21 protein-coding genes are annotated in these 20323 nt (G+C 68.3%); 10 read left to right on the top strand and 11 right to left on the bottom strand.

The genetic code is table 11. The annotated features are described in order from the left end of the window. The first annotated feature begins 109 nt into the window (after positions 1–109). The 4 genes from AB0L97_RS31865 (at position 110) to AB0L97_RS31880 (ending at position 3591) form a co-directional block, all read left to right on the top strand. Entirely contained in the window at positions 110–1336 is a 1227-nt protein-coding gene (locus AB0L97_RS31865) for a helix-turn-helix domain-containing protein (RefSeq protein ID WP_364436843.1), read from the top strand. A gap of 113 nt (positions 1337–1449) precedes the next feature. Next, on the top strand, positions 1450–2370 hold the full coding sequence (locus AB0L97_RS31870) for a TIGR04222 domain-containing membrane protein (RefSeq protein WP_364436846.1): 921 nt from the start codon (positions 1450–1452) through the stop codon (positions 2368–2370). A 13-nt stretch (positions 2371–2383) separates the two neighbouring features. Beyond that, positions 2384–3238 carry a DUF692 domain-containing protein gene (locus AB0L97_RS31875; RefSeq protein WP_364436903.1) on the top strand — a complete coding sequence of 285 codons (855 nt, stop codon included), beginning with the start codon at positions 2384–2386 and terminating at the stop codon, positions 3236–3238. Further along, the gene (locus AB0L97_RS31880) at positions 3235–3591 is read left to right on the top strand and encodes a hypothetical protein (RefSeq protein ID WP_364436849.1); all 357 of its coding nucleotides are present in this window, start codon (positions 3235–3237) and stop codon (positions 3589–3591) included. The genes AB0L97_RS31875 and AB0L97_RS31880 overlap by 4 nt, the downstream gene beginning before the upstream one ends. A 38-nt stretch (positions 3592–3629) precedes the next feature. On the opposite strand, the gene AB0L97_RS31885 is transcribed toward AB0L97_RS31880, so the two are convergent. Continuing rightward, positions 3630–3782 carry a hypothetical protein gene (locus tag AB0L97_RS31885; RefSeq protein ID WP_355075386.1) on the bottom strand — a complete coding sequence of 51 codons (153 nt, stop codon included), beginning with the start codon at positions 3780–3782 and terminating at the stop codon, positions 3630–3632. A gap of 208 nt (positions 3783–3990) precedes the next feature. Here AB0L97_RS31885 and AB0L97_RS31890 point away from each other — a divergent pair, with 208 nt between their 5' ends. Next, positions 3991–4491 carry a metallophosphoesterase gene (locus tag AB0L97_RS31890; RefSeq protein ID WP_364436852.1) on the top strand — a complete coding sequence of 167 codons (501 nt, stop codon included), beginning with the start codon at positions 3991–3993 and terminating at the stop codon, positions 4489–4491. 145 nt (positions 4492–4636) lie between these two features. Here AB0L97_RS31890 and AB0L97_RS31895 read toward each other — a convergent pair whose 3' ends face one another. From AB0L97_RS31895 to AB0L97_RS31910, 4 genes are all read right to left on the bottom strand, one after another. Then, on the bottom strand, positions 4637–5740 hold the full coding sequence (locus AB0L97_RS31895; protein WP_364436855.1) for a mechanosensitive ion channel domain-containing protein: 1104 nt from the start codon (positions 5738–5740) through the stop codon (positions 4637–4639). Positions 5741–5905: 165 nt separating this feature from the next. Next, positions 5906–6052 (bottom strand): hypothetical protein, encoded by a 147-nt coding sequence (locus tag AB0L97_RS31900; protein ID WP_355075381.1) that lies wholly within the window; start codon positions 6050–6052, stop codon positions 5906–5908. 160 nt (positions 6053–6212) lie between these two features. Next, entirely contained in the window at positions 6213–7670 is a 1458-nt protein-coding gene (locus AB0L97_RS31905; RefSeq protein WP_364436860.1) for a lipase maturation factor family protein, read from the bottom strand. 75 nt (positions 7671–7745) lie between these two features. Further along, positions 7746–9296, bottom strand: a complete 1551-nt coding sequence (locus AB0L97_RS31910) for an acyl-CoA carboxylase subunit beta (RefSeq protein WP_355075377.1) — start codon at positions 9294–9296, stop codon at positions 7746–7748. A 215-nt stretch (positions 9297–9511) separates the two neighbouring features. Here AB0L97_RS31910 and AB0L97_RS31915 point away from each other — a divergent pair, with 215 nt between their 5' ends. Continuing rightward, positions 9512–9850: an MmcQ/YjbR family DNA-binding protein gene (locus AB0L97_RS31915; protein WP_355075375.1), complete on the top strand. Its 339-nt coding sequence runs from the start codon at positions 9512–9514 to the stop codon at positions 9848–9850. 19 nt (positions 9851–9869) lie between these two features. Here the strand turns inward: AB0L97_RS31915 and AB0L97_RS31920 are convergent, their stop codons facing one another. Further along, on the bottom strand, positions 9870–11267 hold the full coding sequence (locus tag AB0L97_RS31920; protein ID WP_364436865.1) for a hypothetical protein: 1398 nt from the start codon (positions 11265–11267) through the stop codon (positions 9870–9872). Positions 11268–11509: 242 nt separating this feature from the next. Beyond that, positions 11510–12460 (bottom strand): EamA family transporter, encoded by a 951-nt coding sequence (locus AB0L97_RS31925; RefSeq protein ID WP_364436868.1) that lies wholly within the window; start codon positions 12458–12460, stop codon positions 11510–11512. Between the two features lie 647 nt (positions 12461–13107). On the opposite strand from AB0L97_RS31925, the gene AB0L97_RS31930 reads away from it, so the two are divergent. Next, entirely contained in the window at positions 13108–13875 is a 768-nt protein-coding gene (locus AB0L97_RS31930) for a serine/threonine protein phosphatase (RefSeq protein WP_364436871.1), read from the top strand. 77 nt (positions 13876–13952) lie between these two features. After that, positions 13953–14435, top strand: coding sequence for an adenosine-specific kinase (locus AB0L97_RS31935; protein WP_355075368.1), 483 nt, complete (start codon positions 13953–13955; stop codon positions 14433–14435). A 96-nt stretch (positions 14436–14531) separates the two neighbouring features. Here the strand turns inward: AB0L97_RS31935 and AB0L97_RS31940 are convergent, their stop codons facing one another. Beyond that, entirely contained in the window at positions 14532–15407 is an 876-nt protein-coding gene (locus tag AB0L97_RS31940) for an LLM class F420-dependent oxidoreductase (protein WP_364436875.1), read from the bottom strand. Between the two features lie 89 nt (positions 15408–15496). After that, positions 15497–15835, bottom strand: coding sequence for a putative quinol monooxygenase (locus AB0L97_RS31945; protein WP_364436878.1), 339 nt, complete (start codon positions 15833–15835; stop codon positions 15497–15499). Positions 15836–15896: 61 nt separating this feature from the next. Here AB0L97_RS31945 and AB0L97_RS31950 point away from each other — a divergent pair, with 61 nt between their 5' ends. Beyond that, complete coding sequence (locus tag AB0L97_RS31950; protein ID WP_364436881.1) at positions 15897–16241, top strand: helix-turn-helix transcriptional regulator; 345 nt, start codon at positions 15897–15899, stop codon at positions 16239–16241. 31 nt (positions 16242–16272) lie between these two features. Here the strand turns inward: AB0L97_RS31950 and AB0L97_RS31955 are convergent, their stop codons facing one another. After that, positions 16273–17664: a DUF1214 domain-containing protein gene (locus tag AB0L97_RS31955; RefSeq protein WP_364436884.1), complete on the bottom strand. Its 1392-nt coding sequence runs from the start codon at positions 17662–17664 to the stop codon at positions 16273–16275. A gap of 93 nt (positions 17665–17757) precedes the next feature. Further along, positions 17758–18120 (bottom strand): metalloregulator ArsR/SmtB family transcription factor, encoded by a 363-nt coding sequence (locus AB0L97_RS31960; protein ID WP_355075358.1) that lies wholly within the window; start codon positions 18118–18120, stop codon positions 17758–17760. Positions 18121–18214: 94 nt separating this feature from the next. Here AB0L97_RS31960 and AB0L97_RS31965 point away from each other — a divergent pair, with 94 nt between their 5' ends. Beyond that, positions 18215–20173 carry a heavy metal translocating P-type ATPase gene (locus AB0L97_RS31965; protein WP_364436888.1) on the top strand — a complete coding sequence of 653 codons (1959 nt, stop codon included), beginning with the start codon at positions 18215–18217 and terminating at the stop codon, positions 20171–20173. The last annotated feature ends 150 nt before the right edge of the window (positions 20174–20323 follow it).

Here is a 20323-nt window from a genome sequence, read left to right on the forward strand (position 1 = left end):
ACCCGGCTACGGGCCCGCATCCCAGAGTTTTCGGCGGGCTTTGTGCCGATGGCACAAAAGAAAGCGGAATGCGTCGGAGCCGCCGCGCCGGTTCCGGTACGGTCCCGGCATGAGCGTTGACGTGGACACGACCATCCGCGATGTCGCCGGACGCGTCAAAGCCGATCTGGACCGGCTGACCGCCGAGATGACCGCGATGTTCGCCGAGGTGATCCCGGAATTCCGCCACGACGACGAAGTGCGACGGCTGATGATCGCCAGCACCGCGTCCAACCTCACCGCGATCCTCGACATGCTCATGCTGAGCATCTCGCGCGACGACATCACCGTGCCGCCCGCCGCCGCCGAGTACGCTCGCCGGTTCGCCCAGCACGGGATGTCCCTGGAGGCCCTGCTGCGCGCGTACCGCCTCGGCGAACACATGTTCATGCAGCAGACCATCGCCGCGCTCCGGCGTGCCGAGACACCCGCCGATCTCGCCCTGGCGACCACCAGCCGGGTCGCCGTGCTGGTCAACAGCTACATCGACCAGGTCATCGAAGGTGTCATCGACATCTACGAGAGCGAACGACGCCGCTGGGACGCGCGCTCGGACACCACCCGCGCGGCCCAGATCCGCGCGGTGCTCGACACCGAGAACCTCGACGTGGCCTCCGCGGAGGAGATGTTGTCCGCCTCGCTGCGGGGGTGGCATATGGCCGCCGTCCTCTGGGTGCCCGAACCCGGCGCGGCATCGATCGAACTGCTGCGCGCCGGTACGTCGATGCTCGCCACCGCGACCGGCAAACACCCGCTGACGGTCCTGGTCGACGAGCAGAACTGCTGGGCGTGGATATCGTCGGTCGGCAAACCGTCACTGGATGCCGACCGGCTCGAGCGAGAACTGCGCCGCCGCCCGGGAATTCGCGTCGCGATCGGCGATCCCGGCCCCGGACTGGCCGGGTTCCGGCAGACCTTCCGCGATGCCCAGCGCGCTCGTGGCCTCGCGTTGCTCGCCGACCCCGGTCGTCCGCTGACCGTGCACTCCCGGGTGGCGCTGGCGAGCCTGCTCATCGACCATCTGCCCGACACGAGAGCGTGGGTCCACCGGGTGCTCGGCGATCTCATGCGCGACGACGAGACCACCGCTCGTCTGCGCGAGACGGTGCAGACGTATCTGGAGGCCCGCGGCAGCCTCACCGACGCCGCGGCGCGCATGCACGTCCACAAGAACACCGTCCATTACCGGATACGCAGGGCCGAGGAGGTGCTCGGTCATCCGTTGACGGTGAATCGGCTGGAGACCGAGATCGCCCTGATGCTCGCCGAGCAACTCGGCCTCGGCCGCGTGAAGTGAGCCGGGCCGTCGGGTCACGACCGCTGCCGATGCGCGCCACGGCGATTCGCTGTGGCGTGTGAGCCGCAGCGGCCCGATACTTGGAGCAGGTTGGACCGATTCCGAGGTGGGACATGAAAGTGATCGGGGTGGGCTCGGACGGACTTGTCGCTGCCGGTGATACCTGGGGTATTTCCGGGCCGCAGTTCCTCGCCGTCTATATACCGCTCGTGCTGGTGGCCCTGTTCGTGGGGATCTGGCTGCGATCGCGGGTGACGGGCGCGGATCCGGAAACCGACGCGGTCGCCGCGCCGGGCGCGGAATTGACCTCGCCCGAGCTGGGAATGCTGTACGGCGACCAGAACGCCGTACTCGCGGCGATGGCGCGGTTGCGCGGCGTCGACGCGATCGATTCTGGCGCCGCGCCGGTTCGCGCACTCACCGCGCAGGAGCGTGGGCAGCTGGATCCGTTCACCGTGTCGGTGTACGACCGGCTGGCGGCGGGGCAGCGCAAGACCGTCGGCGCGATCGTCGGCGGGTCGCTCGACGCGCTGCGCACCAGGATGGTCGACCTCGGGTACTTCCCCGGGCCCGACATGCGCCACGGTCTGCGTGACGCGGGCATGCCGCTTCTCCTCACCGGCGCGCTCGGCGTGGTGCGGATCATCGCGGGCGCTTCGCACGGGAACCCGGTCGGGGGGCTGGTGGTGCTGGTGATCGCGCAGGCGCTCGGCTATTGGTTGGTGGTGCGCAAGCCCCGGCTCACCGCGCTGGGTGTGCGTGCCCGGGACGCCGCGTCGGACCGCAATCGGTATCTGCGGCCGAGCAATTCGCCTTCCTACGCGACCTATGGCGCCGAGAGCGCGGCACTCGCGGCAGCTGTTTTCGGCATCGGTGCGCTCGTCGCGCTCGATCCCGGACTTGCCCAGGCAGTCGCGCCGCCGAGCGCGTCGGGCGGTGGGGACGGCGGGGGCGACAGCGGCGGGGACAGTGGCGGGGACGGAGGCGGATGTGGCGGCGGATGTGGCGGCGGCTGCGGCGGCTGCGGTGGATGAGCGCCCCGGCCCGCTGCCACCGGACGCGCTCGGTATCGGCTGGCGACCCGAGATCTGCGGGGTGATAGCCGCCTTGGCGGGGCTCGGATTCTGCGAGGTCATCGCGGAGTCGTTACCCCGGGACCCCCGCCACGCCGGGCAGCTCGCCGTCCCCGAGGAACTGGCCGCTCTGCGGACGCGCGGCGTCTCCGTGGTGCCGCACGGCATCTCGCTGTCGCTCGGCGGCGCGGAGCCGGTCGCGGGCCATCGCGTCGAGCATTTGGCGGCCTGCGCGGCGGCGGTGGCGGCTCCGCTGGTGAGCGAGCACATCGCTTTCGTACGCGCGGGCGGCCTGGAGGCAGGTCACCTGCTACCGGTACCGCGGACCCGCGAAGCGCTGGACGCACTCACCCGCAATATCGCCCGAACCCAGGCGGCGCTCGACGTCCCGCTCGCGGTGGAGAACATCGCGACGCTGTTCGACTGGCCCGACGACGAATACACCGAAGCGGAATTCCTGTCCGAACTCGTCGAACGCACCGGGGTATGGCTGCTGCTCGATCTCGCGAACGTCTACGCGAACGCCCGCAACCGCGGTCGCGACCCGCTCGCCGAGCTCCTTCGCCTGCCCGCCGAACACGTGGCGTATTGCCACGTCGCGGGCGGTCACGAATCCGGCGGCCGCTATCACGACACCCACACCGACCCGGTTCCCGGCGAAGTTCTCGCGCTCGTGGCGGAATACACCGCGCATCGTCCGGCGCCGATCATGCTGGAGCGCGACGGCAACTATCCGCTCGCGGCCGAATTGCTCGATGAACTGGACGCCATCGCGGCCGCCGTCGACCGCCCGCCGATCACCGCGGGCGCCAGGGCGATACTGGCGTGAGCGCCGCGTCCCGACCGGCGCGGCCGCCTGACGACGCGACGCTGGCCCAGCGGCAAGCAGCGCTGGTGCGTGCGCTCGTCGCGGGAGCCACGGTGCCGCCCGGATTCGATGCCGAGGCCGTCGGCGCCGCGGCGGAGGCGCTGTTGCGCAAGCGCGCCGGCGAGGTGGCACGCCGTTTCCCGCTGCTGGTGCACGCGTGCGAGGGTGACTTCACCGCCCGTTTCACGGCATGGGCACGGAATCACCCGAAGACGACCACCTCCGCCGACGCCGCCGCCTTCGCGACCGCCACCGGTCTCGACTGGAGGGCCGCACCTCGCCGCCGGCGGGTAACGCGCTGGTTGCGCCGGTGACGCGCATAGGCCGGCCCTGATTTCGGACCGGCCGCGGCCTACGAGCGGCGCGCTTCGACCCGAACCGCGGGGTCGGCGGCGTCGCGACGCTCCTCGAGCCACACACTGATCGCCACCGTCACATACGCAGCGACGGTCGCCATCCCCGGCAGCATCAGCATGAGCATGAGAAACGAAAGCATCGAAGACACAAGCCCTCCCGGACAACGCGATGGAAACTGTCGCACCGGTGCGCTGTACTGCGTCACCGTCACGCCCGGCATACCCACGACCGGAGGTCCAATCTCGACCGGGCAGCCCGAGGGGGTGTGATAGATATCACACAAGCAATCTGCCATGTCGTCTGCCCCATGACCGGGACAATCGGCGCTCCGCCGCAACCGTGGTAGACCGGTCACCATGCGGTTGCTCATCATCTCCGATACGCACGTGCCCAAGCGTGCGCGGGATCTGCCGGAGTTGCTCTGGCGCGAGATCGACGCCGCCGACGTGGTCGTACACGCGGGCGACTGGGTGGAGGCCGCCTTGCTGGACCGCCTGGAGGCACGTAGCGCGCGCCTCGTCGGTGTCTACGGCAACAATGACGGTCCGGAGCTGCGTACGCGGCTGCCCGAGGTCGCCCGCGCCGAACTCGACGGACTCCGGCTGGCGGTGGTGCACGAAACCGGACCCGCGAAGGGCCGGGAGGAACGCTGCGCCCGGGACTTCCCGGATACCGACGTACTCGTCTTCGGCCACAGCCACATTCCGTGGGACAGCGTCGCGGACAGCGGGTTGCGCTTGCTCAATCCCGGCTCGCCCACCGACCGCCGCCGCCAACCGGAACACACCTATCTCACCGCGCGGATACAGTCCGGGCGGCTGAGCGGGGTAACGCTGCACACCGTTCCGAACCGCTGACCTCTCGGCGCACCGCACTCCGAACGCCGGCTTCCCACGGTGCGCACTCGCCTCAGCGCCTGGTCGCGGTCAGCACTTCCAGGGTCACCGGTTCGATGAAACATCCGCCCGGGTCGATCGCCAGCAACGTGTCGGTGACGGTAGCTCAGTCGCCGCGGTCGCCCGCCAGCGCCAGATGACGATCGGTGGCGGTCTCGGTGATCGCGGTGGAGATCTTGGGCAGGGCGTAGGGGTGGTTGCGGCCGAGCCAGTCGAGCATTTCCTCACGGACCGCGCAGCGCAGGTTCCACACGTCGTCGGCGTCGGCGGCCGACATCGTCGCGCGCACCACGATGTTCGTCGGCGTGCTGTCGGTGACCTGCAGACCCCAGGCGCGACCGTCCCAATCCGCGCGCGTTCGCAGATACTCCTGCAAGTGCTCACGCAAAAGCGGCACCGGTGTGCTGTGGTCCAGGTACAGGAAAACCGTACCGGTGATCTGCGCCCCGCCACGCGACCAGTTCTCGTACGGCTTGTTGTTGAAGTAGGAGACCGGCATGGTCAGTCTGCGGTCGTCCCAGATCCGGACGGTGAGGAATGCGAGGGTGATCTCCTCCACGATGCCCCACTCTCCCTCCACCACAACGGTGTCCCCGATCTTGACCGAGTCCCCGAACGCGATCTGCAATCCGGCGATCAGGTTGCTCAGTGTCGACTGGGCGGCGACACCGGCGATGATGCCGATCACCCCCGCCGAGGCCAGCAGCGAGGTGCCCAGGGTCCGCAGGCTCGGCACCAGCAGCAGGATCACGACGGCGGCGGTCGTGACCACCAGGACCGAGGTGACGATCCGGCGCACCAGGCCGAGCTGGGTGCGCAGTTGCCGAACCCGCATGATGTCCTGGGTGCGCCGGGCATACGAGCGCAGCGTGTTCTCCGCGACCGCGTCGGCGGCACGGATGACGCCCCATGCCGCTGCCATGATCGCCGCCGTCGCCAGGACGGTCCTGATCATCTCGTCTTGGCGCAAATCCAGGTGGGTCAACGGGTAGGTGGCATGCAAGGCCATCGCGCCGAGCAACACCTGCACAGGCAATTGCACCCGGCGCAATAGAGTGGGAAGTTGGTTGCCCGGGCGTCTACGGGCGCTGTAACGCAGTAAGCGATCGAACAGCAGACCGGCCGTCACGGTGATGGCCACCGTACCGAGAAGCACGATGAGCGGCCGTAGTATTTCCTCCAACGGATCGAACTCCTTCTCCTCGTCCACTCACCCTGCCGCGGTGCAGAACTTTTCGCCGCATCGGTAGCGCACCGCCAGTATTCTCGAGCGCACGATGCCGCTCAGCTCCCGCGTAGGTGAGTGCAATGCTGAGCTTCCTGCTCCAGCGAAGCGGGCCTTCAGCTGGTCCCCGCTCTTCGCCGGGTGGCGTTCCTACAGGAGCGCCAGCGCGAGGCTCAGCACCGTCAACACCAAAACCCATGCCGCGATGGTCCATTCGACGGGCAGCTCCGTGCCGGGATAGCCGCTGCCGCCGCGTCGGGCGGCGCGATACTGCGAGCGCGAGGCCGAGATGGACATGACATCCTCCTTCGGTCGATTGCGTCATTCGGGCGCATACCCGGTTTCTCCGTCGATCGTCGCCACGCCCGTTGTGGCGAATGCCACCCCCGGCCTGTGCTTCGAGCGCAAGCCGTTGTCCGGCACCGATTCTCGGCCTGCGGTGGCGCCGACCAACGCGTCATTGCCGACCGGAACGGCTGCGGTAATGCAGGTCATCCAGTGAGAGGGGCGGAACGTATCGGGTCACCAGCGTGCGGTCCCACCACGCTCGGGTGCGAGCCAATTCGCGAGGTGTGGTGAAGCGGTAGAGATACAGTTGCGCCCGGACGAAGCGCGGTGCGGCCTGCGGGAACGGATTGTTCCGTAGCAGTCGCAGCGTGGCCGCGTCGTTTTCCAGCAGTCGTGTCAAGAAGGGGCCCAGCCACGACTGCGCGTAACGCGGTGAGGCGGCGGCGAACCACATGAGCCAGTCCAGCCGCAGATGGTACGGGGCCCATTGGCGCGGGAGCCGGCGCGGATCACCGGGCTTGCCCTTGAACTCGTATTCCTTCCACCGCGTCCGGTCGGTGACGGCCGGCTCGTCGGTGCCTTCCACGACCACCTCGTAACGGGTGTCGCCGATACTGCCGAACGCTCCGTAGGTGTTGACCAAATGATAGGGGTCGAACGACCGGTTCATGGCCTGATGACTCGAGATCAGATTGCGGGCGGGACGGTAACTCAGGAAGACCACCGACGCGGCGAACGCGATGACCAGGCCGGTGAACCACGCCGGCGGTCCCGGCAGCGACGGCGCTGCGGGCACCGGGAGCACCGCCGAGGCCGCGGACCCACTCACGGCGCTGCACGCGAGAACGATCGTCAGCCAGTTCAGCCAGGCGAAATTGCCCGACAGCACCAGCCACAGCTGGGTGATGACGACGACGGCCGCGGCGATACTCGCCACCGGCTGCGGCGCGAACAACCCGAAGGGCACGACGAGCTGCGCGAAGTGGTTGCCCAGTACCTCCGCCCGGTGCAGCGGCTTGGGCAAATGGTGGAAGAACCAGCTCAGCGGCCCCGGCATCGGCTGCGTCTCGTGGTGGTAATACAGGCAGGTCAGATCGCGCCAGCACCGGTCACCGCGCAGTTTGATCAGTCCGGCGCCGAACTCCACCCGGAACAGCAACCAGCGGGCGAGCCACAGCACCAGCACCGGCGGCGCGGTGCGGTCGTTGCCGAGGAAGATCACCAGGAACCCGCATTCCAGCAGTAGTGACTCCCACCCGAACGCGTACCAGTCCTGCCCCACGTTGACGATCGACAGGTAGAGCACCCACAACAGCGCCCACATCAGCATCGCTGCCCATAGCGGCACCAGATCGGCGGCGCCGGCCACCATCGCCGCGGCCAACGCCGCACCGAACCACGACACGACGGCGAAGAACCGGTCGGAATAGTGGACATGGAAAATGCTCGGCGTGCGCCGGAAGGAGCGCCGGGCCAGCCAGCGCGGCACGGGCAGCATGCCGTGCTCCCCGATCAGCGCCCGGAATTGGCGGGCGGCGACCACGAAGCCGATCAGATAGACGGCTGCGACACCGCGAGTCAGCAGCTGCCTGCTCAACCAATATTCGGATGCGGTGAACCAGTCCATGCCCGCAACTCCTCCGACCGCGGACCTTCGTTCCCATCCGGGCGCATACCCGGCCCGGCGGCAGGGAAACCGCTACTACATCGGGTACAGGCTGTGCTTGCGCGGGTTGTGTTCGGCAGCCGCCTCTTTGTCCCGCAGGAGCTGCAGCGCGTGCCGTATTTCCAGCCGGGTCCGGGAAGGTTCGATGACGGCGTCGATGTATCCGCGTTCCGCCGCGATCCACGGCGTCGCCACGGTAGCGTTGTACTGGTCGATCATGAACTCTCGTACGGCTGCGCGCTGCTCCTCCGGCACCTGTGACAGCTGACGCCTGCCCGCGATGTCGACCGCGCTCTCCGCACCGATCACCGCGATGCGGGCGGTGGGCCAGGCGAGGCTGATGTCGGCGCCGAGTTGCTTGCACGCCATGAAGCCGTACGCGCCGCCGTAGGACTTGCGCACCACCACGTTGATGATGGGCACGGTCGCCTCGATGATCGCGCGGAACACGCGACCGCCGCGGACGATGACACCGTTGCGCTCCTCCTCCACGCCGGGGAGCACGCCGGGAGTGTCGACCACGAACACCAGGGGAATGCCGAAGGCATTGCACAGCCTGATGAAATGCGTTGCCTTGTCAGAGCATTTCGCGTCGACCGCGCCGCCGAGAACCAGCGGCTGGTTGGCGACGACACCCACGCTGCGGCCGTCCACGCGCGTGAAGCCGGTGATCAGATTCGCCGCGGTGGCCGAACGGATCTCGTGGAAATCGCCGTCGTCGAAGATGCGCAGCAGGATCTCGTGCATGTCGTATCCCTCGCGGTCGGAGTCCGGGATGATCGACTCGAGCTCGAGATCGGTGGCGGTGATCTCGGGTTCCAGACCCGGGTTCACGATCGGCGCCTGCTCCAAGCAGCTCGACGGCAGGTAACTCAGGTATTTGCGGGCCCAGTCGAACGCCTCCTGCTCGGTGGCGGTCACGTGATGGATCGTGCCGTTGCGCGCCTGCACGTGGGCGCCGCCCAACTCCTCCGCGGTCACGTCCTCGCCGGTCACCGTCTTGATCACCTCGGGTCCGGTGACGAACATGTAGGAGTTCTCGGTAGCGACGAGCACGTCGGTGTTCACCGGGCCGTACACCGAACCGGCGGCGCACTTGCCGAGCATGATGGAGACCTGCGGAACGAACCCGGACAGCCGTTCCTGGCGGCGGCTCATGTGCGCGAACCAGGCCAGCGAAGTCACCGCGTCCTGGATCCGGGCGCCACCGGAATCGTTGATCGCCACCACCGGGCACGCCTTCTCGAAGGCGAACTTCAGGATGTGGGCGACCTTCCGGCCGAACATCTCGCCGACCGAGCCGCCGTAGACCGTCTGGTCGTGCGCGATGACCACGACCGGCCGCCCGTCGATGCGACCGTGCCCGGTGACCACTCCGTCGCCGTACTTCGCGTCCGGCGCTCCCGGCGTGCGCGCGAGTGCGCCGATCTCGACGAACGTTCCCGGGTCGAGCAGCGATCGCACCCGCTCGCGGGCGCTGGGGATGCCTTTGTTCTGTCGTTTCGCGATGCCGGACGCACCGGCAGGCTCCTCGGCGATCGCGAGGGTGCCCCGCAACTGCTCCAACTTCTCGCGCGTGCCGACCATCCGAAACTGCCTCTCGACCTCACTGGCTGTTGCGCAGACGATAGGGGGCTGGACGGCGAACGCCGTGGCGCCGAGTCGATTACTGGGTAGCTCACAACGCGCGGACGGCCGCGTTGGCACGGTGCCCTATGGATCGGCCCGGCATCGCGTGGGCGATCTCCGCCGTGATCCGACCGGGTCCGAGACTTCCCTTGCGAGCTGGCAGGATTCGGTGCATGAGTTTCACCGGGGACGATGTCCGGGCCTTTGCGCTGTCGCTGCCGGAGACATCCGAACAATTCACCTGGGGGATGCCGACCTTCCGGGTCGCGGGCAAGCTGTTCCTCACCCTTCCCGAGTCCGAGACCTCGATGGCGGTCCGCTGCCCCATCGCCGACCGCGACGAACTCGTCGTCGCCGAACCGGACAAGTTCTGGATCGCCGCGCACGAAGCAGGCAACGCCTGGGTCCGTGCGCGGCTGACCGCCCTCGACGACCGGGAGGAACTCGAAGCCATCGTGCACGACTCGTGGCGGCAGGCCGCACCACGGCATCTGCTCGACGACGCCGGGTGACCTGCTCGACGCCCCGGCGTCAGCGTGCGCGGCGGCGGCGTGGCCGTGGCGCGAGTTTCAGACCGAAGAGCAGATCGGTATTGCGGACCGGTGTCGATTGTTCCGACTTCCGGAGCAGTCCCGCTTCGCGGATCCAGCTGTGATGCCAGTGGTACAGATCCGGCAGCGTCACCTCGCACGCCGCGGCGAGCCTGCGGAGGCGGAAACCCGCTCCGCCGATGGCGCCGGCGAACAGCTTGGTGTTCGGTGTGGGGCGTGATTCCTGGTGGACGCGGGCTTCGTACAGCAGAGGCCGCGCCGACGGCGGAATCACCCACACGTACAGGTCCGGAGCGTGGGTGTAACCGATCGGGCCGTTGAAGATCAGCGCGTCCGCGGCGAGCGCGACGCAGGGGATCGCGTTGAGTTCCATCGCGGTGGCGCCGGTGAAGAGCGCGGTGACGATCGCCGCCGCGTCCACCGGATCGGCGGTCCTGGCCCGGACCCGGGCGACCAGGTCGTCATCGATCGGGACCGTCGTCAGCCCCGGCCCGACCGAGTAGGCCAGGTCCGGCGGCAGATCCAGGCGCATCCCGTGCAGCAGGAACGCCGCTTGGGCGCCGCGCAGGCGCGTGATCGTGTGCCCGCGGCTGGGGCTGTCGGCGACGAGGCCGCCGAGGAATCGGTACAGGCTCAGAATGTCGTTCCACTCGTCCACCAAACCGGCGCCCTGCTGGAAGCGGTCCGGCACGCTGAGGCGAGGTTGCAGCACCGAGAGCATGTATTCGGCCAGGCCTGCCCCGCGCGGCCCCAGCCAGCTGCCGACGCCGTTCTGGTTCAGGTCGTGCCTGCACGATCGCCCGGTGTGTTCGGCCAGCCACCGGCAGGCCAGCTGGATCCCGTCGGCGTAGACGGCGTCGATGCGCGCGAATTCTTCCGGTGGCAGGCTCCGGTAGGCATCGGCCCGGAAAGTGGTGACGTCCCCGTCGGAGATCTGCGGCAGCAGCCCGCCTCCGGCCGCTTCGGGAAGCGTGATGATGCGGGACTGCCGGTGGTTGATCTCGCCGTACCCCACGTGCCTGGTCGGTGGCTCAGGGCCATCGATCCGGGTGGTCGGCGGATCAGGGACATCTATGCGCGTGGTCGGCGGGTCGGGAACATCGACGCGTGTGGTGGTCGGGTCGGATACATCGACGTGGGCGGTCGGCGGGTCGGGAACCTCGACGTGGGCGGTCGGCCGCTCGGGGACATCGATGCGTCTGGTGGGCGCGGACGCACTGCGGCGGTCCTCCAGCCACCGCCACAGGTCCTCCTCCGGCACGCCCATCCGCTGCGAGCTCGATCGCACCTGGTCGGCGGAGAGTTCGTTGTGTTCGTCGAGCTGAGCCAACCTCTCCAGCTCGGACGGACGCAGCGTGGGCACGCTTGCGTCGGCCACAGCCACAACCTCCCGGATTACTGAACCGGTGCATCACACGGGTTCGCGACATCAGTTGCAGAGCATTCGATCACGTACCCGCCGGTAAGGCGGGGAATTCAACCGAGTTTCGGATGTTGTCTACGTCACCGACAACTTCTCCCTCTAGCGAAATCGTCGCGTGCGGAATGCATTCTGCCTAGTCATCATGTCTGTCGGCAGCCGCGACGGAAATACGTGAGCGCTGCCGACATCCGGAAAACCTAGGTGGTTTTGTCTACAGCGCTGGACACCGCCATTTCGGCATACGCCCGATCGCCGACGGCGTCGGCACGGGAACCGCGCGCCACTCCCGCGCACGCCACGACCACCAGGCCGATACCCGACCACTGCGCCGCCCGCATCTGCTCGCCGAGCAACAGCAGCCCGACGCCCGCGGCCACCACGGGTTCCAAACTCATCATGACGCCGAACACCGCGGGCGTGATCCGGCGCAAGGCCGCCATCTCGATGGCATGCGGCAGCAGCGACGAGAGCACGGCCAACGCCGCCGCGGCCGCCAGGAACACCGGATCCGTCAGCGCCACAGCGTCATTCGCGATCACCACCGGCACGGCGAGCAGTCCGCCGAGGCCCATGGCCAACGCCAGTCCGTCGTGTCCGGCGGTGTGCCTGCCCACCACGGCGCCGCACGTGATGTAAGCGCCCCATCCCGCACCGGCTGCCGCCGCGAACAGCACCCCGCTCCACGAGACCGGCCCTTCGCTGTCGACCAGCAGCAGAACGCCCGCTCCGGCGAGCGTCACCCACAGCGCGTCGCGGGTGCGCCGCGACCCGATCATGGCGACGGCGAGCGGACCGATGAAGTCGATCGTCACCGCCATGCCCAGCGGGATGCGGTCCAGGGCCGCATAGAAGCACAGGTTCATGCCCGCGATGGCCACGCCGAGCCCGGCGACCGGCAGCAGGGCCCTGCGCTCGAGCCGCGGCGACGGCCGCCACAGCAGCACGGCGAACACGCCCGCGAGCATGATCCGGCCGCACGCGACCGTTACCGGCGACGCGAGTGTGAACAGGTGCTTGGCGATGACCGCGCCGAGCTGGATGCTGACCATCGCGGCGACCACGAGCACCGGGGTGGGCACACCTCCGCGCGGCGGGATCAGCCGCGGCGCGAATCGTAGGGAGGCGTCCTCGGCGGGACTGATGACCACGTAGTACTCCGTTCCTGAACACGCCTGTACCCGGGGCGGCGCGCGTTGTCGGACGCCGGCGGATCCGCTGCACGGCCCGACTCGGCGCGTCGATTGATCTGTGGCAGAGCGGTTGTCGGCTGCGTCAGCGCCGAACAGACGTGGACACGCACCGGTCGGGCACCCGCGCTGGGACGTAACGAGCCGACGGCTCCGAATTTGCGGTCGCCACAGATATCCGTCGAATTGTGCGGCGAGAGCCGAACAAATCGGACAAACGTGACCGGCTTCGGTGATTTGCGCGCTGCGTGCATCCCTGCTTCACAGCGGAGAACGTAAATGCGCCGAGCAACGAACAGTGAGCCGATCGATTGCCGGAATCCAGAAACAATGTTGCGAAATGCGTCCCGCGCTGTGGACTGCGGCACAAGGTACAGCGGTGATCGATCAATGCGCCCTTCGTCCGCCCGCCGGCGGCAGCACGCGACAGCGTCTGCTCCGGCCGGAAGGCGGGCAGCGCCACTAGCCGGGACGCCCGTCGTGACCTGATCGAGAGCGAATTCTCAGCGTTCACACAACGGACTCTCGCCAAGTCCAAATACTGATGCGGTGTCCTTGAAGGGTGCTGGTCGGCAGCACTCAGAGCCCAGCTACGAGGAGACCAGTTCGTGTTTACCGGTACCACCGCGAGCATGCCGCGGATCCAGACACCGCGGCTGGGCGGAACGACCGGCGCTTCGGCCAGTCGGCGCGCGTCACGGTCGATCAACGCCGACGCGGTGGCGATCGAGACCGACGCCGTGACCGGAGCGAGGGCGTACGTCGTCGCCGACGGCGTCGGAGATCATCTGCTCGGAGCCCGCGCGGCACGCACGGTCGCCGCCGCGGCGGCGCGCTCCGCCGCCGCCGACGGAGCGCGCGCGGGAATTCTCGCGGCCCAGGAGGAACTCCTGCGCGAGGTCCCGGAGCCTTCGGCCGACAGCGTGCTCGTGGTCGCGGTGCTTCCGGCCGCCGATCAACCCGATGGCCCCTGCGAGGTGGCGTGGGTCGGCGACTGTCGCGCGTATCGGTGGAACGGGCGAGTGTTGCACCAGATCACGACGGACCACACCGTCGCCGAGCTGTACCGCACCCGCGGGCTCGCCTCCACCCCGCGAATGGATCATCTGGTCACCACCTCGGCGCGCACCGTGCGGCCGGACGCGATCGGATACGCCGCCACCGGCTCGAGCACGGGCAGACTGCTGCTGAGCACCGACGGCGTACACAAGCCACTCGGCATAGCCGCGGTCAAAGCCATCCTCGCGCGGGGCGACGCGGCTCCCACGATCGCGAACACTTTGGTGGATGCCGCCCTCCTGGCCGGTGGAAGGGACAACGCCACCGCACTGGTCGTGGACCTGCCTTTCCGGCCGGGGGGCACCTACGGTGGGTGATTCCGGGACCGTTCGCGACGCGCGGAACAAATGTCGAAATGCTATGAATCGACGTCGTCGGGGCGCAGTATGTCGCTGTGGAGCTGACAGCCGTGCGCATCGACAAACCGGATGATCTCAACGTCGTCATCGGACAGTCCCATTTCATCAAGACCGTCGAAGACCTGCACGAGGCGCTGGTCGGAGTCGGTCCGCACCTGCGCTTCGGGCTGGCGTTCTGCGAGGCCTCCGGACCGCGCCTGGTCCGCCGCTCCGGCAACGACGACGCACTCGTCGAGCTCGCCACCAAGAACGCGGTCGACATCGGTGCGGGACACTCGTTCATCGTCTTTCTCCGCGAGGGCTACCCCGTCAACGTGCTGAACGCCGTGCAGCAGGTCCCGGAGGTCTGCGGAATCTACTGCGCCACAGCCAATCCCGTCGAGGTTCTGATCGCGGAAACCGAACTCGGCAGAGGAATCATCGGAGTGATCGACGGTTCGCCGCCGCTCGGCGTGGAAGATGCCGACGACCAGGCGGCCCGGAAGCAGCTGTTGCGTCAGATCGGCTACAAACTGTAGGACCGCTGCCCCGCCGGTTCGTACGGCGCGCACCGATGGTCGGCGCACCGGCTGGGCCCGGAATCCCGCAAGCGATCCGGGCCCGCGCCGGATACCTCAGCCGAGTTCCGCCAGTTGCGGGACGGCAGGCGCCATGCCGTCGATCCACGCCGCCGGTGAGCCTGTGGTCGGAGTGACGATGGCCGTCTCGATGCCGAGTTCGGCGTAGTCGGCCATCTGCCGGACGAATTCGTCGCGGTTTTCCGGGCTCGGCCGCGGGTTGTTGGCGATGATCGTCTTACGGATCTCGTCATAGTCGCGGCCGACGTCATCACAATGCCTGCGCAGCACGTCGAGTTTGTGCTCGACGTCCCCGGGCGAGGAGCCGAACAGATTGCAGGCGTCGCCGTACTGCGCGACCAACCGCAGCGTCTTGCGCTCTCCCCCGCCGCCGACGAGCACCTTCGGCCGGTTGATGGGCTGCGGCGAGCACAGCGTCTCGGCCAGCTGGTAGTACTTCCCGTCGAACGGCCCGTTGTCCTGCGGGTCCCACATCTGGCGGCAGATGCGCAGCGTCTCCTCCAGCCGCTCGAACCGTTCGACGGTCGGCGGGTACGGCACACCGAGCCCGCGGTGCTCGCGCTCGAACCACGCGGCGCCGATCCCGAGGACCGCCCGGCCGCCCGAGAGGACGTCGAGGGTGGTGACGATCTTGGCGAGCAGACCGGGGTGACGGTAGGTCACGCCGGTGACGAGCAGTCCGAGGTCGATGCGCGAAGTGTGCGCGGCCAGATAGCCGAGGGTCGTGTACCCCTCCAGCATGTTCGCCTCCGCGGGCAGGCCGGTCGGCTCTATCTGGAAGTAGTGGTCCATGAACGACAGCCACGTCGCGCCGGATTCTTCCGCCGCCGCGCCCACCCTTGCCAGCTCACCGGCGATGGCGGTGGTGCCACCGTCGATATCGAAGATTGGTATGTGAAAACCGAGCTCCATGAAGTGATCCCTTCTGCTGGACAACCCTGTATGAGCGCACCCTAAGCGCTGGAGTGCGCTCCAGGTCAAGCAGCGGATCGATCGGGTTGTCAACCTGCGACCGGGCGCGGATACGGGCTGTGCATCGACAGCCAGCGGATGTCGAGATCCCGTTCGAGGTAGTCCATGCGCTTGTCCCAGAACGCCCGCATGTGCGGCAGGGCCAAATGACGATCGAGATCTTCCTTGGACCGCCATACCTCGTAGAAGACGAACATGCCCGGCCGGTCCTTGTCCTCGTGGAAGTGATACTCCAACGAACCTTCTTCGGCGCGCGTGGGCTCGACGAAGGACAACAGCAACTCACGCAGTTCCGCCGCGCGCTCCGGTTTGGGGTGGGCGAAACCGACGAGGACGTAGGGCGCGTGATCAGGTACGAGATTCCTCATACCTCGGACGCTAGCGGCCACTGAGGTACGATGCAAGACGTACCTATGGAGGAGGTTCGCCGTGCCCGGCAGCGATCAGCCCGCACCGGAGGAGATGGAACTCGGTTCGGTGTTCGCCGCGCTCGCCGATCGGCATCGCCGCCAGGTGATCCTCACGCTCCTCGCCGAGCCCGACGGCACCGAGCGCCATTGCAGTTCGTTCGGCCTCCCGGTATCGAAAGCGACACTCACACATCACTTTCGGATTCTTCGCCAGGCCGGGCTGATCCGTCAGGTCGATCGCGGCAACAGCAATATGGCCCAGCTACGCAGAGCCGAACTCCAGCACCGATTCCCCGGCTTGATCGAGTTGCTCCGCGCGGAAATCCCGGACCAGAGACGCATGCGCTGCCATCCCGCCCCATAGGCCGAGCCACGAGGGCCGTCGCCACACTCGATCAGCTCGCGCGCTCGAAATCGCCGGGCCGCCAAGTCTGGTCGAACGCCGCTTCCTCGGGTCCGTAGATGCGCAGATAGGCGAACCATCCGCGGCCGGGGACGGTTTGCAGCCAGCGGGTCTCGTCGCCGTCAGGAGGAATGGGGCCGAAGTGCAGCCGCACGGGGCCGTCGGGCGGGAGGTCGCACAACTCGAACAGCGACCGGAGGGCGGCCTTGCCCTGGTCGGCCTGGATCTGCGAGCGAGTCTGCGCGTCGTAGACCGTCACGGACCAGAACAGCCCGGCCGGCACCGGCCGCGGTATATCGAGGGTATAAGTGGCACTACCGTCCAAGTAATCCCCTCGCCCGTCCCGCATGGCGAGCCAATACAGCGATCCGCCGCCCACCTGCCGCCGGAACATGGCCGGTGAGGCGATGATCGCTTGGGCGAACCACCGGTCGCGCGCTTCGAGGTCGAGACCGGAGGCGGTCCGGAAGTCGCCGTTGTCGGCGACCAGTCCCACCCATTCCCAGCGACGGTCCGGCCAGGCCATGCGGTCCGGCCGGCCACTGGCGAACGCGGATACGAGCAATTGACCGCGCCCGGTCCGCGCCGCGGCCGTCAACAGCGCCGCGGACCGGCGGTCGGGCGCGAACCGAACGCCTCGCTCGAGACCGATCGCCCCGAGCAGCCCATACATCGGCAAGAACTCCGGCACCACCGGTTCCGTCTCGAGAATCCCGTGCAGCACCCGCCAGTAAGAGATGTCGGCTTCCCAGCACAAACAGGTGGAGTCCATAGCCAACTCGGTGGTGTCGATGATGTCCAGCACCGCGCCCGCCTCCTCGAGCGGGTGCACCCGGACCGCCCGCAGCGCATCCATCGCCTCGGCCAGGTCGCCACCGAGCGGCAGCGCGCGCACGGCGAGCAGCACTTTGAAGGACGCGGATCGCCCGACGTGCGCCCGATCCGGCAGCGCCCCCGCGTAGCCGGGAGGAACGATGACGTAAGTGCCGCCCTGCCCTCGGTCGGGCCCTGGAATGCCGAGATCGGTGATCCACCGTTGATGATGATCGTCGACCAGGCCGATGTACGGTCCCGGCGGAAGCTCGACCACCATCGGCCCCGCCGACAGATCCAGCACCGCGGCGCCATACGGGGTATCGGAATTCAGAGTGAACCCGATATGCCGCGGCCCGGTAGAGGCGATTCCGACCGCGCGGTTGTCGTTCAGTCCGATCTCCCTGTTGCCGTTGAAGATTCCTTCCATCGACACGGTCGGATACCAGAACCGGTACGCGACCACGGCGCGCTGGAACACGCTGTCGTCCCATGCCCGAGTCGCGGAAGACTTGATCGGATAGCCATTCGCGAACTCGTACCGGTTGTCCACCATCGCCGGGGCCGTCATTTCCTGGACGGTGCCACCGCCGCACCGGGCCGACATCACCCGAAGCGGGTGAAAGACTTGCCGTGCAGCCGGATCGCCAGTGCGCGGGGTCGGTCAGACTGCGGCCTCAGGACGGTCGGACAAGCCGAGGCGCAGGTGTTCGCTGTGGTAGATCGCCTCGTCCAGCAGTTGGGCGACGTGGTTGTCGTAGAGGCTGTAGACGATGCTGCGGCCGGTGCGAGTGCCCGTGACCAGACCCAGATTGCGCAGCAGCCGAAGCTGGTGGGAGACGGCGGACTGTTCCATGCCGATGGCATCGGCCAGCGCGCTCACCGGCAGCGGCCCTTGGCGCAGTTCGGTAAGGATCATCAAGCGGCTCGGTGTGGCCAGCGCCTGCAACGTGGTCGCCACATGGGTGGCCGATTCGGGATCCAAGCGCACGGCAGGGCGGTCCCTGCCTTCGACGCCGTGTCCCATGACTGAACAGCATACTCTAGGAACAAATGAAGACATGTTCATGTGTTCTGGTATGGTTCGGGCCGTCTGTCCGTTGCTGTTCTGGAGGTGACCCGTGGCCGCGCCGACGCTCGCGCCGACTCGTCCGACTCCGCCATCCGGTCGCGTGCCCGTGCGCCGGACCCGGCTGTTCACCCTGCCCGAAGCCCGTTGGGCCGCAGTGGCCGTGGTCTTCTTCTGCGCCGGGCTGGCGGTGCAGCTGACCGATGGCCCCCAGTGGCTGCGCTGGGGCATGTACCTGGCCTGCTACGCCGCGGGCGGCTGGGAACCCGGGTGGGCCGGCTTACAGGCTCTCCGCGACAAGACGCTCGACGTCGACCTGCTCATGGTCGCCGCGGCGATCGGAGCGGCGGCCATCGGCCAGATCACCGACGGCGCGTTGCTGATCGTCATCTTCGCGACCTCCGGCGCCCTGGAAGCGCTGGCTACCGCCCGGACCGAGGACTCGGTGCGCGGACTGCTCGACCTCACACCCGACACCGCGACCCGGGTCGCGCGCGACGGCGAGGAAGAGACGGTCCACGCCACCGAACTGCGCGTCGGAGACGTCCTCGTGGTGCGGCCCGGGGAGCGGATCGCCGCGGACGCGACCGTCCTCTCCGGCGGCAGTGAGGTCGATCAGGCCACCATCACCGGCGAACCGTTGCCGGTGAACAAAATCCAGGGCGACGAGGTGTACGCGGGCACCCTCAACGGCACGGGGGCCCTGCGCATCCGCGTCGCGCGCCGCGCGCGGGACTCCGTGGTAGCGCGCATCGCGGCCCTGGTCGAGCAGGCGGCCCGAACCAAAGCGCGCACCCAGCTTTTCATCGAGAAGGTGGAACAGCGCTACTCCGTCGGCATGGTCGCGGTCACCCTCGCGGTGTTCGCCATCCCGCTGCTGCTCGGTGACAACGTGCGGCGAGCGCTGCTGCGAGCGATGACGTTCATGATCGTCGCCTCCCCCTGCGCGGTGGTGCTGGCCACCATGCCGCCCCTGCTGGCGGCCGTCGCCAACGCGGGGCGTCACGGTGTCCTGGTCAAATCCGCGGTGGTCATGGAAAAGCTCGGCGCCACCACGCACGTCGCCTTCGACAAGACCGGCACCCTGACCCGCGGCATCCCGGAACTCGCCGAGATCCGCTGCCTGGACCAACGATTCACCGACGCCGAGGTGCTTCGGCTCGCCGCCGCGGCCGAGCACCCGAGCGAGCACCCCCTCGCGGCGGCGATCGTGCGCGCGGCCCGCACCCGAGAGCTGCGGCTGCCCGAGGTCACCGAATTCACGGCCCACCCAGGTCGCGGCGTGACCGCCCGTGTCGGTGACCGTCTCATCGGCGTCGGCTCCCCCGCCGCGTGGGAACCCACCCGCGACGCCCACACAACTGTCGACGCCTTCCACGCGAGCGGCTACACCGCCGTGGTCGTGACCTGCGAGCACGAACCGATCGGAGTGCTCGCATTGACCGACCAGCTCCGGCCCGAAGCAGTGGCGGCCGTGCGCGCGACGACCGCGCTGACCGGCAGCGCGCCGATACTGCTGACCGGCGACAACACCGCCACCGCCGATCGGCTCGCCGAATGTGTCGGCATCACCGACGTCCGGGCGGAACTGCTGCCCGACGACAAGATGATCGCGGTGCGCGAGTTGCAAGCCGGCGGGCGGAAACTGACCGTGGTCGGCGACGGCATCAACGATGCCCCTGCGCTCGCCGCGGCCGAGGTCGGCATCGCCATGGGCGGCGCCGGATCCGACCTGACCCTGCGGACCGCGGACGCCGTCGTCGTGCGCGACGACCTGACCACGATCCCGGCGGTGATCGCGTTGTCCCGGCAGGCGCGACGGGTGGTGATCGCCAACTTGGCCATCGCCGCCACCTGCATCGGCGTGCTGGTCGTCTGGGACCTCGCCGGGACCCTGCCGCTCCCCCTCGGCGTCGCCGGGCACGAGGGATCCACCGTCCTCGTCGGGCTCAACGGGCTACGCCTGCTCCGCCGGGGTGCGTGGGAGCGAGCTGCCGGATCACGGGAGTGACAGCGACCTCCGTCGCAGTGCGGAAACGAATCCCGCACTGCGACAGCGCGTCCGGCTAGTTGTGATGTCCGGGGAGGTTGGTCAGTCGGGTGACCGGTGGGCGACCGCCGATGGCGGAGTGGGCTCGGTGGTGATTGTAGAAGTGGAGCC

The organism is Nocardia sp. NPDC051911 (assembly GCF_040681035.1).
Taxonomy (GTDB): domain Bacteria; phylum Actinomycetota; class Actinomycetes; order Mycobacteriales; family Mycobacteriaceae; genus Nocardia; species Nocardia sichangensis.

Excerpts from the sequence above, each read along its gene's own strand:
- AB0L97_RS31865 (WP_364436843.1), top strand. The coding sequence starts at position 110 with ATGAGCGTTGACGTGGACACGACCATCCGCGATGTCGCCGGACGCGTC.
- AB0L97_RS31870 (WP_364436846.1), top strand. The coding sequence starts at position 1,450 with ATGAAAGTGATCGGGGTGGGCTCGGACGGACTTGTCGCTGCCGGTGAT.
- AB0L97_RS31890 (WP_364436852.1), top strand. The coding sequence starts at position 3,991 with ATGCGGTTGCTCATCATCTCCGATACGCACGTGCCCAAGCGTGCGCGG.
- AB0L97_RS31900 (WP_355075381.1), bottom strand. The coding sequence starts at position 6,052 with ATGTCCATCTCGGCCTCGCGCTCGCAGTATCGCGCCGCCCGACGCGGC.
- AB0L97_RS31905 (WP_364436860.1), bottom strand. The coding sequence starts at position 7,670 with ATGGACTGGTTCACCGCATCCGAATATTGGTTGAGCAGGCAGCTGCTG.
- AB0L97_RS31910 (WP_355075377.1), bottom strand. The coding sequence starts at position 9,296 with ATGGTCGGCACGCGCGAGAAGTTGGAGCAGTTGCGGGGCACCCTCGCG.
- AB0L97_RS31915 (WP_355075375.1), top strand. The coding sequence starts at position 9,512 with ATGAGTTTCACCGGGGACGATGTCCGGGCCTTTGCGCTGTCGCTGCCG.
- AB0L97_RS31940 (WP_364436875.1), bottom strand. The coding sequence starts at position 15,407 with ATGGAGCTCGGTTTTCACATACCAATCTTCGATATCGACGGTGGCACC.
- AB0L97_RS31945 (WP_364436878.1), bottom strand. The coding sequence starts at position 15,835 with ATGAGGAATCTCGTACCTGATCACGCGCCCTACGTCCTCGTCGGTTTC.
- AB0L97_RS31955 (WP_364436884.1), bottom strand. The coding sequence starts at position 17,664 with ATGACGGCCCCGGCGATGGTGGACAACCGGTACGAGTTCGCGAATGGC.
- AB0L97_RS31960 (WP_355075358.1), bottom strand. The coding sequence starts at position 18,120 with ATGGGACACGGCGTCGAAGGCAGGGACCGCCCTGCCGTGCGCTTGGAT.